16 protein-coding genes and 1 pseudogene are annotated in these 14226 nt (G+C 66.2%); 6 read left to right on the plus strand and 11 right to left on the minus strand.

Going from position 1 to position 14226, the window contains the following annotated elements; all coding sequences use genetic code 11:
- The first annotated feature begins 242 nt into the window (after positions 1 to 242).
- The 3 genes from CSC74_RS00225 to CSC74_RS00235 all read left to right on the plus strand — a co-directional run bounded on the left by CSC74_RS00225 (position 243) and on the right by CSC74_RS00235 (position 2604).
- Positions 243 to 1415 carry a polyketide cyclase gene (locus CSC74_RS00225; protein ID WP_162312431.1) on the plus strand — a complete coding sequence of 391 codons (1173 nt, stop codon included), beginning with the start codon at positions 243 to 245 and terminating at the stop codon, positions 1413 to 1415.
- 132 nt (positions 1416 to 1547) lie between these two features.
- Positions 1548 to 1919, plus strand: coding sequence for a DUF423 domain-containing protein (locus CSC74_RS00230; RefSeq protein WP_162312432.1), 372 nt, complete (start codon positions 1548 to 1550; stop codon positions 1917 to 1919).
- A 10-nt stretch (positions 1920 to 1929) separates the two neighbouring features.
- Entirely contained in the window at positions 1930 to 2604 is a 675-nt protein-coding gene (locus CSC74_RS00235) for a DNA-3-methyladenine glycosylase family protein (RefSeq protein ID WP_162312433.1), read from the plus strand.
- Between the two features lie 96 nt (positions 2605 to 2700).
- Here CSC74_RS00235 and CSC74_RS00240 read toward each other — a convergent pair whose 3' ends face one another.
- The 7 genes from CSC74_RS00240 to CSC74_RS00270 are packed head-to-tail and all read right to left on the minus strand — an operon-like array spanning position 2701 to position 7703.
- Positions 2701 to 3738, minus strand: a complete 1038-nt coding sequence (locus CSC74_RS00240; protein WP_162312434.1) for an NADP-dependent oxidoreductase — start codon at positions 3736 to 3738, stop codon at positions 2701 to 2703.
- Between the two features lie 44 nt (positions 3739 to 3782).
- Positions 3783 to 4589: a M15 family metallopeptidase gene (locus CSC74_RS00245; RefSeq protein ID WP_162312435.1), complete on the minus strand. Its 807-nt coding sequence runs from the start codon at positions 4587 to 4589 to the stop codon at positions 3783 to 3785.
- Positions 4590 to 4598: 9 nt separating this feature from the next.
- Positions 4599 to 5204 (minus strand): hypothetical protein, encoded by a 606-nt coding sequence (locus CSC74_RS00250; protein ID WP_162312436.1) that lies wholly within the window; start codon positions 5202 to 5204, stop codon positions 4599 to 4601.
- Between the two features lie 21 nt (positions 5205 to 5225).
- On the minus strand, positions 5226 to 6527 hold the full coding sequence (locus tag CSC74_RS00255; protein ID WP_162312437.1) for an alpha/beta hydrolase: 1302 nt from the start codon (positions 6525 to 6527) through the stop codon (positions 5226 to 5228).
- A 1-nt stretch (position 6528) separates the two neighbouring features.
- Positions 6529 to 6699 (minus strand): DUF4177 domain-containing protein, encoded by a 171-nt coding sequence (locus CSC74_RS00260; RefSeq protein WP_162312438.1) that lies wholly within the window; start codon positions 6697 to 6699, stop codon positions 6529 to 6531.
- Complete coding sequence (locus tag CSC74_RS00265; RefSeq protein ID WP_162312439.1) at positions 6696 to 6881, minus strand: type II toxin-antitoxin system antitoxin; 186 nt, start codon at positions 6879 to 6881, stop codon at positions 6696 to 6698. The genes CSC74_RS00260 and CSC74_RS00265 overlap by 4 nt, the downstream gene beginning before the upstream one ends.
- Positions 6882 to 6902: 21 nt before the next feature.
- Positions 6903 to 7703: an SPFH domain-containing protein gene (locus tag CSC74_RS00270; protein ID WP_425501427.1), complete on the minus strand. Its 801-nt coding sequence runs from the start codon at positions 7701 to 7703 to the stop codon at positions 6903 to 6905.
- Between the two features lie 202 nt (positions 7704 to 7905).
- Here CSC74_RS00270 and purT point away from each other — a divergent pair, with 202 nt between their 5' ends.
- Positions 7906 to 9090, plus strand: coding sequence for a formate-dependent phosphoribosylglycinamide formyltransferase (gene purT, locus CSC74_RS00275; RefSeq protein WP_162312441.1), 1185 nt, complete (start codon positions 7906 to 7908; stop codon positions 9088 to 9090).
- Positions 9091 to 9106: 16 nt separating this feature from the next.
- Positions 9107 to 9400, plus strand: coding sequence for a hypothetical protein (locus CSC74_RS00280; RefSeq protein ID WP_162312442.1), 294 nt, complete (start codon positions 9107 to 9109; stop codon positions 9398 to 9400).
- 66 nt (positions 9401 to 9466) lie between these two features.
- Here the strand turns inward: CSC74_RS00280 and CSC74_RS00285 are convergent.
- The 3 genes and pseudogenes from CSC74_RS00285 to CSC74_RS00295 form a co-directional block, all read right to left on the minus strand.
- Positions 9467 to 10570, minus strand: a pseudogene (locus CSC74_RS00285) (endonuclease/exonuclease/phosphatase family protein); the annotation flags it as partial.
- 262 nt (positions 10571 to 10832) lie between these two features.
- Complete coding sequence (locus tag CSC74_RS00290) at positions 10833 to 11558, minus strand: arginyltransferase (RefSeq protein ID WP_162312444.1); 726 nt, start codon at positions 11556 to 11558, stop codon at positions 10833 to 10835.
- Positions 11559 to 11561: 3 nt separating this feature from the next.
- Complete coding sequence (locus tag CSC74_RS00295; RefSeq protein ID WP_162312445.1) at positions 11562 to 12140, minus strand: hypothetical protein; 579 nt, start codon at positions 12138 to 12140, stop codon at positions 11562 to 11564.
- A gap of 143 nt (positions 12141 to 12283) precedes the next feature.
- On the opposite strand from CSC74_RS00295, the gene CSC74_RS00300 reads away from it, so the two are divergent.
- Positions 12284 to 12859, plus strand: coding sequence for an EF-hand domain-containing protein (locus CSC74_RS00300; protein ID WP_162312446.1), 576 nt, complete (start codon positions 12284 to 12286; stop codon positions 12857 to 12859).
- Between the two features lie 150 nt (positions 12860 to 13009).
- Here CSC74_RS00300 and CSC74_RS00305 read toward each other — a convergent pair whose 3' ends face one another.
- Positions 13010 to 14197: an RNA polymerase sigma factor gene (locus CSC74_RS00305; RefSeq protein ID WP_162312447.1), complete on the minus strand. Its 1188-nt coding sequence runs from the start codon at positions 14195 to 14197 to the stop codon at positions 13010 to 13012.
- Positions 14198 to 14226: the final 29 nt, after the last annotated feature.

Below are 14226 nucleotides of genomic sequence, written 5' to 3' on the forward strand. Positions count from 1 at the left end.
GGGGCACTGCTTGCCTCCGGAGTCCGCGACACTGCTGGCGGGCCGGGGCGCGCCTTATGCGCCCTGAAAACAAGGACGTATGGGGCGCGACGCGTGGCGACCATGCCAGCCGGACTTTCCGCTGCATCGCAGCTCAGGCTGGCGGGCCGGCCGGCGTGCTGACCGATCTGCCCAAGCCTGCTAGGATGCGCGCTGCGTATACATCATCAATGGCCATGGGATCGGCCCCCGGAGACTGCTGAATGACCCGTTTGATCGAATTCCTGATTGCATTGGCGCTGGTGCTGGCGCTGTTCCTCGTGGTCGGCCTGATCCTGCCGTCCAAGCGCCACCTGGAAGAGAGCGTGGAGACCAATCGCCGCATGACCATCGTCTTCGACACGCTCAACAGCGTGCGCAGGCTCAAGGACTGGAATCAGCTGATTCCGAACAAGGTTTCCGAGCTGACCTATTCGGGCGGCGACGAAGGGCATACCGGGGTCGGCGCGCGCGTCGATTTCGCTTCCGCCGACAAGCACATGGGCAAGGGTTCCTGGACCATCACCGAGAGCGAGGCTCCGGCCGGCGCCGGTACCGGCGGCAAGGTGTCCTACGCGATCGTCGACTCCAAGCCGGGCGACGACAAGAAGAGCAGCTTCGTCATGGCGCCCGCCGGCAAGAACGGCCGCAACGTCAAGATCACCCAGACCTACGACGTGCACTACGGCTGGAACCTCATCGGCCGCTTCAACGGCATGTACGTGAGCCGCCATGTCGGCGACGTCGCCAAGGCCAGCCTGTCCAAGCTGACCAACCTGCTGGCGACGGTGCCGAACTTCGACTATCGCATCGAAGGCAGCAAGCTGACCGGTCTCAGGATCGCCGACGTGCCGGCCGAAGACGTGCTGGTGGTCACCGCCGGCAACATCGAGCGCAACAACGATCTGATCAAGGCCTCGATCAAGGCCAACCAGGAATGGATCAAGCGGGTGATGGAGTCCAACGGCCTGGAAGCCGCGGGTCCGGTGCGTATCGTCACCACCGATTTCGGCGCCGAAAAATACGCCTTCGACGTGGCCCAGCCGGTGCGCAAGCGCAGTGGCGCCGCGGCGGCCAAGCCGGCCGGAGACGACGACAAGGCCAAGCCGGAAGAAGCGGCTCCGGCTCCTGTCGCAACGGCTTCGACCGGTCCCCTGAAAGTTTCGGTCTCCGGCACCCCGGTCAAGTACGAACACCATGACGCGCACAAGGCGGCCAATGCCAGCTATACCGGCTACATGGCCGAGCTGGATGCGGTGCGCAGTTCGCTGCGGGCCTGGGCGATGACCAACGGCTACGAAGTCACGGACCGTCCGTACGAGTCGTGGAAGGGCGGCGTGGACCAGGCCTTCACCGCCGACGGCACCTACGACGTGTACTGGGCGATCAAGCAGTAAGCGCGCGTCGCGGGCTCCGGCCCGCGCTGCCGGCAGCAAGCAACGCGCCGCTGATGCGGCGCGTTGCATATCGGGGCATGGGGATATGCCCCGCCACCGGCCTGGAGGCCGCTTCCTGATGGGGCAATCGCTTTGATCAGTTACGACCGTCGCCAACGCAAACCTTCGTTGCTCGCGTTTTCCGGTGCCTTGCTCGCGGCGACCGCAGTCGCACTGGGTGCCTATTCCGCGCATGGCGCGGCCGATGCCCATGCGCAATCCAGCCTGCAGACCGCCGCCCTGTACGCATTCGGGCACGGCATCGCCCTGGCCGCGCTTGCGGCGGGCACCACCCGGTCGCTGGGCCGCGCCGGCCTGTGCCTGCTGCTGCTCGGTACCTTGCTGTTCTCGGGAAGCCTGGTCCTGGCGGTGCTTGCGCAGGCCACCACCCGCTTCGCCCCTGCAGGTGGCCTCTGCCTGATCCTGGGCTGGTTGCTGTGGGCGCTGGACGCGATGCGTCGCTGAGCCGGTTCCCATGCCACGCCATGCCCGCGGTTTCGATACCGGACAAGCCTTCGATCACCTGAACCGACGCGATCGCAAGCTCGGCACCTGGATGAAACGGATCGGCTACATCGAGCCGCAGCCCACCTGGCGTAAACCCTTCGACCCGGTGGATGCGCTGGCGCGCGCGATCCTGTACCAGCAGCTCAGTGGCAAGGCGGCGTCCACGATCGTGGGGCGGGTGGAAGCCGCCATCGGTAGCACGCGCCTGCATTTCGACACCCTGGGCCGGATCGATGATCCGGCCTTGCGCGCCTGCGGCGTCTCCGGAAACAAGGGCCTGGCCCTGCGCGACCTGGCGGCGCGCGAGGCCAACGGCGAAATCCCCACCTTGCGGCAGATGTCGACCATGCACGAGGACGAGATCATCGCCGCGCTGGTGCCGGTGCGCGGCATCGGCCGCTGGACGGTGGAGATGATGCTGATGTTCCGCCTGGGCCGCCCCGACGTGCTGCCCGTCGACGACCTGGGCATACGCAAGGGCGCGCAGCAGGTCGACAAACTCGAGGCCATGCCCACGCCGAAGGAACTGCTGGCCCGTGGCGAGCGCTGGGGGCCGTACCGCACCTACGCCAGCCAGTACCTGTGGCGGATCGCCGATTTCGGCGCCGAAGCGAAGACGCCGACCAGGCGTTCGCAGGATTAAGGCCGTAGGAGCGGGCCTTGCCCGCGATGCTCTCCGTCGGGATCGGGGATGCGGACCGAAGGGCATCGCGCCCAAGGGGCGCTCCTACGGGTGGTGTTATTCGGATGCGACCTGCAGCACCAGCTTGCCGAAGTTCCCGCCGGTGAACAGTTTCACCAGCGATTCGGGGAAGGTGTCCAGTCCCGCCACCACGTCCTCGCGCGATTTCATCCGCCCGTCCTCCAGGTACCCGGCCAGTTCGGCGATGGCGACCGGATAGCGGTCGGCGTAATCGAACACCACGATGCCTTCCATGCGCGCGCGGTTGACCAGCAGCGACAGGTAGTTCTTCGGCCCCTGCATGCCGGTGGCGCTGTTGTACTGCGAGATCGCGCCGCAGATGATGATCCGGGCCTTGCGCCGCAGGCGCGCCAGCACATGGTCGAGGATCTCGCCGCCGACGTTGTCGAAGTAGATGTCGATGCCTTCAGGGCATTGCGCCTTCAGTCCTTCGCGCACGTCTTCGTTCTTGTAGTCGATGCAGGCATCGAAACCCAGCTCATCGACCACGAAATCGCACTTGGCCTTGCCGCCGGCGATGCCGACCACGCGGCAACCCTTGATCTTCGCCAACTGGCCCACGGTCTGGCCGACCGCGCCGGAAGCGCCCGAGACCACCACCACGTCGCCTGCCTTCGGCTGGCCCACGTCCATCAGGCCGAAATAGCCGGTCATGCCCGGCATGCCCAGCACGTTGAGCCACTGGGTCGGCGTGCCCAGGCGCGTATCGATCTTGAACACGCCGCTGCGCTTGATATCCGCAGCGCCGAATTCCTTGTACTCCTGCACGCCAAGCCCGCCGCTGACCAGGTCGCCCTCGGCGAAGTCCGGATGCTCCGAAGCCACCACCTTGCCGATCCCGCCGGCACGCATCACTTCGCCGATCTCCACCGGTGCGATATACGACTTGCCTTCGTTCATCCATCCGCGCATCGCCGGATCCAGCGACAGGTACAGCGTCTTCACCAGTATCCCGCCGTCGGCGGGTGCGGCGACCGGTTCGGTGGTGAACGACCAGTTCTCGCGCGTGGTCATGCCGACCGGACGCGCGGCCAGGCGGATCTGGTGGTTCTGCAGGGAAGCGAAGTCGGTCATGTGCGTTCCAGTCCGGCAACCAAGGGGGAGGGCAAGCGTAACGCCTATGCCGGAACGGCCGCGAAATTCCAGTGCCAGGGCTCGTAGACGATGCCGTGCGGGTTGTCGCGCGGATAGCTCATGACGAAGCCGAAACCGCCGGCATGCGTGGTCAGCCATGCGAAGGCAGGCGTGCGCTCGAAGGACTCCTCGGCCGGCGGCTCACCAGGTGCGCCGATATCCAGCGCGTTGCCGCTGTGATGTTCGCTGTAACCCGGCGCCGCATTGACGGTGAGGATCTGGCGCACGTCCTGGCCGCGGGCGAGCTTGCGTTCGAAGATGCCCAGTTGGTAATCGTGGCTGCGATAGCCGGAGATCGCGTCCAGCACCACGCCGTCGGCATCGGCCGCGCGTCGCATCGCCGCCCACGCGCGCGCCGCGCTCGCGGTCAGCCACAACGGGCGACGGTAACGGTCGAAACCGGCGAAGGCGAGGGCGACCGGCTCCGGCACCAGTTCCAGGCCGACCCGTTCGCCATAACTTTCGTCCAGGCCGAGCCGCTGCAGGCGTTCGATCAATCGATCCAGCGGCAATTCGCCGGCTGCATCGACGTCGAAGCCGCGATCCGTGCGCAACCCGTCGAGTGCGTCCAGCGCCGCTTCCACGCCGGGTTCGCGCATCCAGCGCGGCAGCAGCGACTGCATCCCTTCCGGCAGCAGCGCCGCCAGGTAACGGCCGTCCTGCTTGCGCCGCAGGACCACGCTGGCGCGCGACAGGATCCGCGCATCGGCATTGCTGCGCGCACGCAGCAGGCCGCCAGGCCAGAGTTCGATATCCGGGGTGTTGAGCAGGAGGCGAGGGCGTTCGCGCATCGGCCCAGCTTAGCGGCGTGGAGAATCCGCCGCCAGTTCGCGCAGGCGCTGGAGCAGGACGCGCGGTTGCCGCGGCTGCAACAGCAGGGAATGCCCGCGGCGGGTCGGCAGCCACAGCAGTTGTTCGCCGCCGGCAGTGGCGACGAACAGCTTCTTCAAGGCGCGCGAGCGGAACCAGCCGCTGCGGAATCCGGGCAGAGACACGGCATTGGTCTTGAGCATGGGTTTGTGTTCCGGATGCTCGTCGATGGAAATCACCCGCGCGGCTTCGAGTTGCAACTCGGAGAGCGCCAGCTTCTGGCGATAGAAAGTGGTCACGACTTCAAGGCCGCCTGCATTGAATTGCAGGCGATGCCGGCACGCCAGCCGGTCGAGCGCGAACCAGACCAGGCTGGTGATCGCCGCCACCAGCAGCGGCCCGAACAACTGGTCCAGCCATCTCGATGCGGCCAGGCTGTCGTCGATCAGGCGTGCCGTCGCATTGTCGCCGCCCGCCAGCAGTGGCAGCACCAGGCTCAGCGACACCGGCAGCACGACCGTGAGCAACAGCAGCCACAGCCGGCTGCGGCCGCTGACCGGTTCCAGTTGCAGGCGTGGATCGGTTTCGTTGTCCATGTGCCGCCTCGGCATGTCCGCTCAGTGTTCCCGGATCCAGCCGGCGATATCGTCGATCAACTGCGCGTCGACGTGCCCGCCAGGCTTGCTGTATTCGGCCAGCGTGCCCGGGCCTTCGCCGGCGATGCCCAGGTGGTTGAGCGTGGGGTAGTGCTTGAAGGTGGCGCGTGGATCGGTCGAGAAATCCTTCTTCCACAACCGCCAATCGGTGTCGACCACCTGGAAATCACGGCCGCCCTGGAGCAGCAGCATCGGAATTTCCAGCTGGTGGGCATCGACAATGGGGTCGATCTTCTCGAAGGCGCGCCAATAGCCCGCCGGCAGCCCGAGCGGCGTGTCCTTGTCGGCGACATCGGCGTTGCCGCGGACGTTGGCGATCTTCCGGTCCAGTTCGTCGAGGAATTGCTGCTCCTGCGCATCGATGACGCCATCCGCATCGAGCAGGTAATGGTTCTGTTCGGGCAGGATCGTCAGCAGGGAGCGCGCGGGCGCCGCGAACAGGATCAGGCCGGCCACATGGCCGGAGTGCTGCGCGATGCGCGGCGCGAGCATGCCGCCCTGGCTGTGGCCGAGCACGAAGACCTTGCCGGAGTCGATGCCCGGTGCGGCCCGCAGCGCGGCCACGGCGGCGACCGCATCGTCGGTGGTTTCCTCATCCATCGTGTACTTGCCGCCGATGAAATCCTGCGGACGCGCCTTGGTGCGTTTCTCGTAGCGCAGCACGGCGATGCCTTGCACCGCGAGGCCGCGCGCGATATCCAGGAAAGGACGGTTCGGGCCGATGGTCTCGTCGCGGTCCTGCGGTCCGGAGCCATGCACCAGGACCACGGCGGCGATCTTCGCCGCCGCAGGGACCTTGGGCATCGCCAGCGTGCCCGGCAGGTCGCCTACCGGGAAGTCGCGCTCGATGTAGTTGGCATCCGCGGCCGGCGCGGCAGCCGGAGCGGGTGGGGCGGGTTGGACCATGAAGCCGGCGATCTTGCCTTGTGCGTCGACGACTACTTGCGCGATCAGTTCGCCATTGGCGTAGTGCAGGGGGATCACCACCACCTGCACGCCCTGGTGCGGCGTCACCTTCGCTTCGCCACGCCCCTTGGCCGCACCGAGCTGCGCGGGCAGCGATTCCCAGACGGCCTTGAGCTTGTCGGCAGGCACGGCGGCGGCCATGTCGGGCGTGAACGATGCTTCGGCCGCGGCGTAATCCTTCGCGTCCATCTGGTCGAGCAGGCGTGTGGCAATGGATTCCGGCGCATCGGCCGCGTAGGCGGACGGTGCGGCGAAAGCCAGCAGGGTTGCGAACAGGACGGACAACAATTGTTTCATCTCATTGCTCCTTCTTCAGGTAAAGCCATGCTCCCAAACCGGCATGCAAGACGCTGACGAGTTCCCAGCCTTGCAGTCCCAATTGGTTGAGTTGTTCTTCGATCGATGCGCTCTTCAGGCCGGTGAAAGCCGGTTTGACCTCCATCACCTTGTAACTCCAACGTTTGCTCACGATTTCTGCTCCCTGGTTTTTTCATCCGTGCCTTTCGGCAACCGTCCAGCCTTGCGCAGCGCGTCGCGCAGCACGTATTCGATCTGCGCATTCATCGAACGAAGTTCGTCGTTCGACCAGCGTTGCAGTGCCTCCAGCACCTCGGCGCTGATCCGCAGCGGATAGGCTTTCTTTTCGGCCACGATAGGGTCCGTTGCGCCGGCTCAGTACAACGTGCCGGCGTTGACGATCGGCTGGGTGCCGCGTTCGGAACACAGCACCACCAGCAGGTTGCTGACCATGGTCGCCTTGCGCTCCTCGTCCAGGTCGACGACTCCTTTCTTCTGCAGTTCGTCCAGGGCCATTTCCACCATGCTGACAGCGCCGTAAACGATGCGCGTGCGCGCGGCGACCACCGCATTGGCCTGCTGGCGCTGCAGCATCGCCTGGGCGATTTCCGGCGCGTAGGCCAGGTGGCTGATGCGCGCGTCGAGGATCCGCACGCCGGCATCGGCCAGCCGATCCTGCAATTCGTCCAGCAGGTGCTTGGAGACTTCGGTGGCGTGGCTGCGCAGGGCCAGCTGGCCGTCTTCGTGCTGGTCGTAGGGATAGCTGGTGGCCATGGTGCGCAGGGCCGACTCGGACTGGATGTGGACGAAGCTTTCGTAGTCGTCGACGTTGTAGACGGCCTCGGCCGAATCCACCACCTGCCACACGATCACCGCGGCGATCTCGATCGGGCTTCCGTCCAGTTCGTTGACCTTGAGCTTGCCGCTCTCGAAGTTGCGCACGCGCTGGGAAACCTTCTTCTTGGAATAGAAGGGGTTGTTCCAGCGCAGGCCGTTGTCCTTGACCGTGCCCACGTACTTGCCGAACAGGCTGAGCACCGCGGCCTGGTTGGGCTGCACGGTGTACAGGCCGATCAGGCTCAGGAAGGCGAGGATGCCGACCACGATGCCGGCCAGGATCTTCACGGCCGACGTGACCCCCATGGCTTTCGAATCGGGGCCGATGCCGGTGACCATCAGCCAGCCGGCTAGCAAGCCGACCACTAGGACGCCAAGCAGGAAGGGAATGCCGGGAAGGGAGCGGAATGGGTTTTCTTTCATGGCGGTGTCCTCAGGGTTCGAACAATAAGATATCAATTTGATATCAAAACTCAACAGCCGTTCGTCGGCTGGCCAGGCAGGCCAGTAAAATGCCGCTCTTTCCACGTCCGGCTCGCCCATGACCACATTCGGTACTCCGCTTTCTCCCTCCGCGACCCGGGTGCTGCTGCTGGGATCGGGCGAATTGGGCAAGGAAGTCACGCTGGAGCTGCAGCGTTTCGGAGTGGAGGTGATCGCCGCCGACCGCTACGCCGATGCCCCGGCCATGCACGTGGCCCATCGTTCGCACGTGCTGGACATGCTCGATCCTGCCGCCTTGCGCGCCCTGATCACGCTGGAAAAACCGCACCTGGTCGTGCCCGAGATCGAGGCCATCCACACCCAGACCCTGGTCGAACTGGAAGCCGAAGGCGGCGTGCGGGTCATTCCCACCGCCCGCGCCGCGCGCCTGACCATGGACCGCGAAGGCATCCGCCGGCTGGCCGCCGAAACCCTGGGTCTGCCGACTTCGCCCTATCGTTTCGTCGACACTCATGCCGACTATCGCGAGGCCGTCGCTGCCATCGGCCTGCCGTGCGTGGTCAAGCCGGTGATGTCGTCCTCCGGCAAGGGTCAGAGCACCCTGCGCACGGAAGCGGACATCGACCCGGCCTGGGATTACGCACAGACCGGCGGCCGCGCCGGCGCGGGCCGGGTGATCGTGGAAGGCTTCGTCGATTTCGATTACGAAATCACCTTGTTGACCGTGCGCCATGCCGGCGGCACTTCATTCTGCGATCCGGTCGGACATACCCAGGAACACGGCGACTATCGCGAAAGCTGGCAGCCGCAACCGATGTCGACGCTGGCGCTGCAGCGCTCGCAGCAGGTCGCACGGGCGATCACCGACGACCTCGGCGGCTGGGGCGTGTTCGGCGTCGAGCTGTTCGTGAAAGGCGACGAAGTCTGGTTCAGCGAAGTCTCGCCGCGTCCGCACGACACCGGCCTGGTCACGCTGGCCTCGCAGGACCTGAGCGAATTCGCGTTGCATGCGCGCGCGATCCTCGGCCTGCCGATCCCGGCGATCCGCCAGCTCGGTCCCTCGGCGTCCTGCGCGATGCTGGCCCAGGGCCATGGCGTGCCGGTGTTCTCCAATGTGGAAGCCGCATTGCGCGAGCCGGATTCCGCATTGCGCCTGTTCGGCAAGCCACGCGTGGAAGGGCAGCGTCGCGTCGGCGTGACCCTGGCGCGCGGCGATACTCTCGACGCGGCGCGCAGTGTCGCGTGCGCCGCGGCCGCAGCGATTACCATCGAACTGGAATGACAAGGGAAGACGAGCGATGAATGGAAACGAGGGATATGCGGTGTTCTTCTTCCCGCCCGCACTGGAAGCGCTGGGCGAGGCGATCAAGCCTTACCTGGCCGAGGGCCCTGCCGGCGCGCATGTGTTGTGCAAGGAAATAGACACGGCCGGCGCCCTGATCGAGATGACCCTGGAAGCGCCCACTGTCGACGGCAAGACCTCACTGGTCGAACTGATGGTGCCCGGCAGCATGGTGCGCATGATCGTGTCGGCGCACAGCGACGGCAGTTTCGGCTTCGGCCCGCGCAAGGCGCCGACACCCGCGACGTAGGAGCGGGCCTTGCCCGCGATGCTTTTGCGCGATCTGGTCGAAAGGCATCGCGCCCAAGGGGCGCTCCTACAAAGACACGTCTACCCAGACCAGGTGATGGTCGCTGCCATCGGCGATAGCCGCATCGGCGTTGTCGTGCGCGGGCCAGAACACGCCGCTGTCGATCAATCCGAACCCGGTCGAAGGCAGCACGTAATCCAGCCGCATCGCCCCGGTCTTGGGGCCGAAATCGCCGGTCACGTGCTGCGGCGAGCCGCGATGCGCGATGCCCTTTGCCGCGTAGGCCTGTACGGTTTCGGCGCCGCCCTCGCTGCGCGGAGTGGCATGGCGCAGCACGCGTGGATGCTCGAGCAGCTCGACGATCGCTTCATGCAGCCCGTCGCCATCGACCGGGTCGTTGTTGAGGTCGCCGGCGATGACGAACCGCACATCGGCCGCCAATCCGCCGCAGCGTCCCTGGTCGTCGCACAGCCAGTCCTTGCCGCTGGGCGAAAGGTATTCCGACCACAGGCGGATCTCGTCGTGGTTGCGCTTGCCGTTGCGGTCCTCGGGCCCGTCGAACACCGGCGGCGTGGGATGCGAGACGAGGAAATGCACGACGCCGCTGGGAGTTTTCACCGGCACGTCCCAATGCGATTTCGAGGACAGCCGCAACTGCCTCCATATCGCATCGGGGTAGAAGAATCCGCCTGAAGCTGGGTCGGTCGGGCGCAACGCGCCGGGCATCGCGCTCCAGCGCAGCAACTGGAAAGTGCGGACCTGCGAAGCATCGATCGGATACTTCGACAACACCAGCATGCCGTACTGGCCGGGATGCAGGCCGTAACCCCAGGCATCATTGCCGCGTGCGCGGCCTTCGCCACCGGCCTCGCCATTGCCATCCAGGTCCAGTCCGCTGGCGACACCGGTATTGACCGGGGCGAGGTAGCGATAGGGGTACTTCAACGCTTCGCCGCCGCCGGGTTGCGCCACTTCCAGGTAGCGCTGCTGGAACAGGTCGGCCGCGCGGTGCGCTTCGTCGTAGTCGAATTCGTTCAACAGCACCAGGTCGGGCCGCACCCGCTGCAGCACGGCGGCGATCTTGCGCGCATGCGCACTGTCGCCTTCCAGCTCGCGGACCAGGCCGCCGGCTTCGTCGGAGAACAACGAGGTGTTGTAGGTGGCGACGCGCATGGGTTTTCCAGCAGTGTAGGCGGAAGGATCGCCATGCACGTTGACCCGCACGCAGGCGGCGAGGAGGGGAAGCAAGATCAGGAGGAAGGATAGTCGGCGCATGCGGCGATTCTGGCATGGTCGCGTGGACCAGAGATGACGAGTGCGGCTCGTGGGAACGGCGTCCCCGCCGCGAGCTCTCGATCCTGCATCTGCATCCCGCAACAACGGCAACGGCAAAAGCTCGCGGCGGGGACGCCGCTCCCAGGGACTTCGTGCATTACAGCGGAGTGCGGTTCCAGTTCCTGCCGTCGAACGACTCCAGCGGCTGGAAGCGTCGCTTGTAGTCCATCTTGCGGTGGCCCTGGATCCAGTAGCCCAGGTACAGGTGCCGGCGCGATTCGCGCCGCGCCCATTCGATCTGGCGCAGGATCGCCAGCGTGCCCAGGCTGCGGCGTTCCAGATGGGGATCGAAGAAGGTATAGACCGCCGACATCGCTCCCGGGGTGAGGTCGGTGACCGCCACCGCGATCAACCTGCCGTGTTCGCGCAACTCGAGGAAACGACCCTCGGACCAGCTGCCGACCAGGAACTGCTCGAACTCGATCGCGCCGTGGTCGTCCATACCGCCATCGCGATGGCGTGCGGTCAAATAGTGCTGGTAGAGCTCCAGGTGTTCCTCGGTACGTTCGGCGGCGACCACGCGCGCCTCCACTCCGGCATTGCGCGCGGCGCAGCGCCGCTGGCTGCGGTCCGGTTTGAAATCCGCCACCGGGATGCGCACCGCCACGCAGGCGCGGCAACCTTCGCAATGCGGGCGGTAGACCAGGTCGCCGGAACGGCGGAAGCCCCAGCCCAGCGCGGTCGGGTAGAACGCGGCCAGGCGCGGATCGCGCGGATCGAGGACCAGGTCGCGGGCGATGCGCTCCGGCCAGTAGCCGCAGGGGTGTTCGCCGGTGTGGAACAGGCGCAGGTCGTCGGACGGTTGCAGGGAGTCGGTGCCCATGGCTCAAGCCATCCCGGACGCCAGCAGGAAAGCGATGCCGGCCAGCAGTCCGGTGACTGCGCCGGCCAGCAGGTCGCGGGGCACGTGGCGTTGCAATTGCAGCCGCGACCAGGCGACCGCCGCGGCGCAGGCGAAACCCGCCAGCCCCGCCCACCACGCCACGCTCCACAGCAGGGTGGCGGCGAAGACTACGAAGGCCATGTGCAGCGACAGCTTCCACCAGCGCGCGGTCAGCATCGCCAGCGCGATCATCGCCGCCGACAGCCCGAGCCCGAGTGCGAGTTCGCGATTATGGCCGTAGCGCATCGCAAGGATCGCCGCCACGACCAGCGCCACCACCAGGAAACGGTTGAGCGATCTGCGCTCGCCCTTGTTGCTGGCATCCACATGCGCCCAGCGGCCGCGACGCACCTGCCACCACGAATACGCCATGACCACGGCCGCGAACAGGGCGAAGCCCAAAGCCATCCATGCCGCCGCCCAGCCTTGCCCTCGCGAAATGGCCACGGCCAGTGCCGCCAGCGGCAGCACCAGCATCGGGTGACCGAAAATGGAAACGGCGCGGGCGAAGGCCTGGTTCATGCGGTCAGCATACTGCGGGGGACGTATCGCGTGGGTTGCGACTGTCTGCCGAATGAATGCGCATGGGTCGCCGTCAACGCCTCCGGGGTAGGGGCGTTAACCGTGGCAGTGGCGGAAACGCGCCACGCCTCCCGGAGATCCACATGACCCGCAAGACCCTGCTTATGCTCGCCGTACTCACCGCGCTGTCCGCCGGCACCGCCTTCGCCGCGACCGCGCCCGCAAGCGATTCCCCGCACGCGCCGCGCGCCAGGCTCGACGCCAATGGCGATGGCGTCATCGACCGCAGCGAAGCGGCCCAGCATCCGCGCCTGGCCGGAAAATTCGATGAACTGGACAAGAACAAGGACGGCAAGCTGGCGAAAGAGGAAATGCCGCGCCGCCACGGTCGCGGCTTCGGCAAGAACGGCCATGGCCAGCATGGAATGATGACCAGGTTGGACACCGACAAGGACGGTCGTATCAGCCGCGCCGAATCGGCCGCTGGCGAAGGCAAGCTGGCTTCGCATTTCGACAAGATGGACGTCAACAAGGATGGCTTCATCGATCGCGCCGACCATGAGGCCCGTGCCAAGCAGCGCACCGACGAATGGTTCGCCAAGGCCGATGCCGACAAGGACGGCAAGCTCAGCCGTGCCGAAGTGGATGCGTCGCGCGCGCATCGGATGGAGCATCGCGGTCCGCGCGGACCGATGCCGGCGGAAAAGCCGGCTAACTGAAACCAGTTGCCTTGCGATCCCGACCCATGCCTGTGAAGGCATGGGTTTTTTGTGGCTCCCCCGTAGGAGCGCCCCTTGGGCGCGAGCTTTTCGTTCCGATCGCGAGAAGATCAAAAGCTCGCGCCCATGGGCGCTCCTACGGGGAAGCGGTCACCGCAGGAACGCCCAGCCCAGCGCCAAAACCACGAAGGCATTGGCGATGATCACGCCGGTGCGGCCATACATGCTTTCGTAAAGCCAGTGTTTGCCGGAGCGACCCTTCCGTTCGGCGTCGCGTGCCAGCAATGGCGTCATGATCCGTTGCAGCGGCACCAGGCACTGGTAGTTGATGACCGCCATGCCGGCCAGCGTATACAGCAGGAGCGGCAGCGGTTGGCGGGTGACGGCGACCAGTACCAGCACGCCCAGGCTGAAGAGCGCGGCGGTGGCGGGATTCATGAAAACGAAACCCTTGATCCGTCTGCGTTCGTCCGCTGTTTCGGCGAACCGCAGCAGGCACAAGCCGCCCAGGTAGGCACCCAGCATGCCGCCGACCAGCGCGGGTCCGACGATGTGCAACTGGCCGCCGAACACCGCTCCCAGTGCGCCGAACGTCACCCCGCCGTTGACGGCCGAGGCCCCCAATCCACCAGCGCCGAGCTTGCCCGCGCCCGAACCCACCGCGCCGGCGCCCAGCAACGCAGCGGCACTGGCGCCTGGCGCAGCCACCATCAATGCGCTGCTCACGGTCAGCGCGAAGGCCGCACCCGGCGCCGTGGTGCGCGCGAACTCTCCGAAACGTTTCAGCATTTCCTCGCGCACCGTGCCACGCGCGCGCGACAGGCGCTTGCGCACGGCTGCGTCGCTCAATCCGAGCAGGCTCGCTACCTGTTGCGAACTCTGTCCCTCGCGGTAATAGAGCAGCAGGGTTTCGCGACTCTCCTCGGGCAGTGCCGAGATGATCTCGGTCGCCACGATTTCCTCTTCCGTCTGCAACAGGCGTTCACCGGGCGTGGGTGAAGGATCGGCGGCCATCTGGATCGCCACCTCGGCGCCTCCGCCCGACAACGGCCGGTTGCGGTTCGCACGCAGGTGGTCGCGGGCCAGGTTGCGGGTGATCTGCCGCAGCCAGGGCAGGAAGCTGGCCGCATTCTTCAGCCGGTCCAATTGTTGCCAGGCCTTGAGGAAGGCTTCCTGGGCGATGTCCTCGCTGGCGGCCACGTCGCGGGTGATGGCCAGGGCGATGGCGGTGACCGTGTTCTGGCAGGCGGCGACGATGCGGCCGTAGGCGCCGTGGTCGCCACGGGCGGCGGCCGGCAACTCGGTCTGCAGCATCAGTTCAAGGGTTTCGGCATTCATCGGGTAGGCCTTGCTGGGCGATCAATGTT

Source organism: Pseudoxanthomonas yeongjuensis (genome assembly GCF_010093345.1).
GTDB classification, from domain to species: domain Bacteria; phylum Pseudomonadota; class Gammaproteobacteria; order Xanthomonadales; family Xanthomonadaceae; genus Pseudoxanthomonas_A; species Pseudoxanthomonas_A yeongjuensis.

Excerpts from the sequence above, each read along its gene's own strand:
- CSC74_RS00300 (WP_162312446.1), top strand. The coding sequence starts at position 12,284 with ATGACCCGCAAGACCCTGCTTATGCTCGCCGTACTCACCGCGCTGTCC.
- purT (WP_162312441.1), top strand. The coding sequence starts at position 7,906 with ATGACCACATTCGGTACTCCGCTTTCTCCCTCCGCGACCCGGGTGCTG.
- CSC74_RS00255 (WP_162312437.1), bottom strand. The coding sequence starts at position 6,527 with ATGAAACAATTGTTGTCCGTCCTGTTCGCAACCCTGCTGGCTTTCGCC.
- CSC74_RS00250 (WP_162312436.1), bottom strand. The coding sequence starts at position 5,204 with ATGGACAACGAAACCGATCCACGCCTGCAACTGGAACCGGTCAGCGGC.
- CSC74_RS00290 (WP_162312444.1), bottom strand. The coding sequence starts at position 11,558 with ATGGGCACCGACTCCCTGCAACCGTCCGACGACCTGCGCCTGTTCCAC.
- CSC74_RS00240 (WP_162312434.1), bottom strand. The coding sequence starts at position 3,738 with ATGACCGACTTCGCTTCCCTGCAGAACCACCAGATCCGCCTGGCCGCG.
- CSC74_RS00235 (WP_162312433.1), top strand. The coding sequence starts at position 1,930 with ATGCCACGCCATGCCCGCGGTTTCGATACCGGACAAGCCTTCGATCAC.
- CSC74_RS00245 (WP_162312435.1), bottom strand. The coding sequence starts at position 4,589 with ATGCGCGAACGCCCTCGCCTCCTGCTCAACACCCCGGATATCGAACTC.
- CSC74_RS00270 (WP_425501427.1), bottom strand. The coding sequence starts at position 7,703 with ATGGTCACCGGCATCGGCCCCGATTCGAAAGCCATGGGGGTCACGTCG.
- CSC74_RS00280 (WP_162312442.1), top strand. The coding sequence starts at position 9,107 with ATGAATGGAAACGAGGGATATGCGGTGTTCTTCTTCCCGCCCGCACTG.
- CSC74_RS00305 (WP_162312447.1), bottom strand. The coding sequence starts at position 14,197 with ATGAATGCCGAAACCCTTGAACTGATGCTGCAGACCGAGTTGCCGGCC.
- CSC74_RS00295 (WP_162312445.1), bottom strand. The coding sequence starts at position 12,140 with ATGAACCAGGCCTTCGCCCGCGCCGTTTCCATTTTCGGTCACCCGATG.
- CSC74_RS00225 (WP_162312431.1), top strand. The coding sequence starts at position 243 with ATGACCCGTTTGATCGAATTCCTGATTGCATTGGCGCTGGTGCTGGCG.